This is a genomic window from Anaerovorax odorimutans (assembly GCF_024459955.1).
GTDB classification, from domain to species: domain Bacteria; phylum Bacillota; class Clostridia; order Peptostreptococcales; family Anaerovoracaceae; genus Hominibacterium; species Hominibacterium odorimutans_A.
The window spans coordinates 1-671 of sequence record NZ_JANFXK010000080.1; the positions used below are offsets into that span (position 1 = coordinate 1).

Annotated in this window: 2 protein-coding genes; both read left to right on the top strand. The window is 47.2% G+C overall.

Annotation, left to right across the window (positions count from 1 at the left end; genetic code table 11):
• Nucleotides 1-227, top strand: a 227-nt coding sequence (locus NE619_RS17935; RefSeq protein WP_256133852.1) for a hypothetical protein, incomplete at its 5' end; no start/stop codon positions are given.
• Between the two features lie 5 nt (nucleotides 228-232).
• The coding region (locus NE619_RS17940; RefSeq protein ID WP_330640854.1) for a hypothetical protein at nucleotides 233-671 on the top strand (439 nt) is incomplete at its 3' end.

Sequence of the window (671 nt, forward strand, 5' to 3'; positions counted from 1 at the left end):
GGCCGATGGAGGTCAAAGTGGCGAACCGAACGTACCGGATGGGAAAGAAGGAGTATCAGGGGCTACTCAAAGTGGCCAGTGAACAGGTTCCGTTTGGAATTTACGCAGTCGAGAAAAATGGTTATGCCGAGCTGATGAATATTAAATGCGATAGTATCACCCAGCTAAAACAGCGGATCAGGGACTTTAAAAGTCAGGGCTGGAAGGTTTATCAGAATGGCAGGTGATCGCCATGAATGAATATGATATCGGAAAAGCCTTTGCCGCGATCGAAGAGGAACTGATCGCGTCGATGATGCGAAATATGCAGCGGCATCGTGATTGGGAAGACGAAGAGGGCTTTAGTTGGTCCATGTGGCAGGCGGAACAGCTTAAGGCTCTGGATAAATATAAGAAAGCCAACAAGAAGAAATTCCGGCGACATTTTAACGAGGTAAACGGCTCCATTGGGCGTATAATCGAACAAGCCCGTAAACAGGGCAATATGGAGCAAGAACTTGAAATCCTGGACGCAATTAAAAATGGTTGGAAAGCTCCAAAGAAGCTGAATAAATCGGTTCAGACTTCCGCGGAGTTTTTTAAGTTGAATACCCGCAAGCTTGATGCTTTGATAAAAGCCACGGAGCACGACTTTAAAAAGGCAGAGGTTGCGGTGCTCCGCCGTGCGGAAG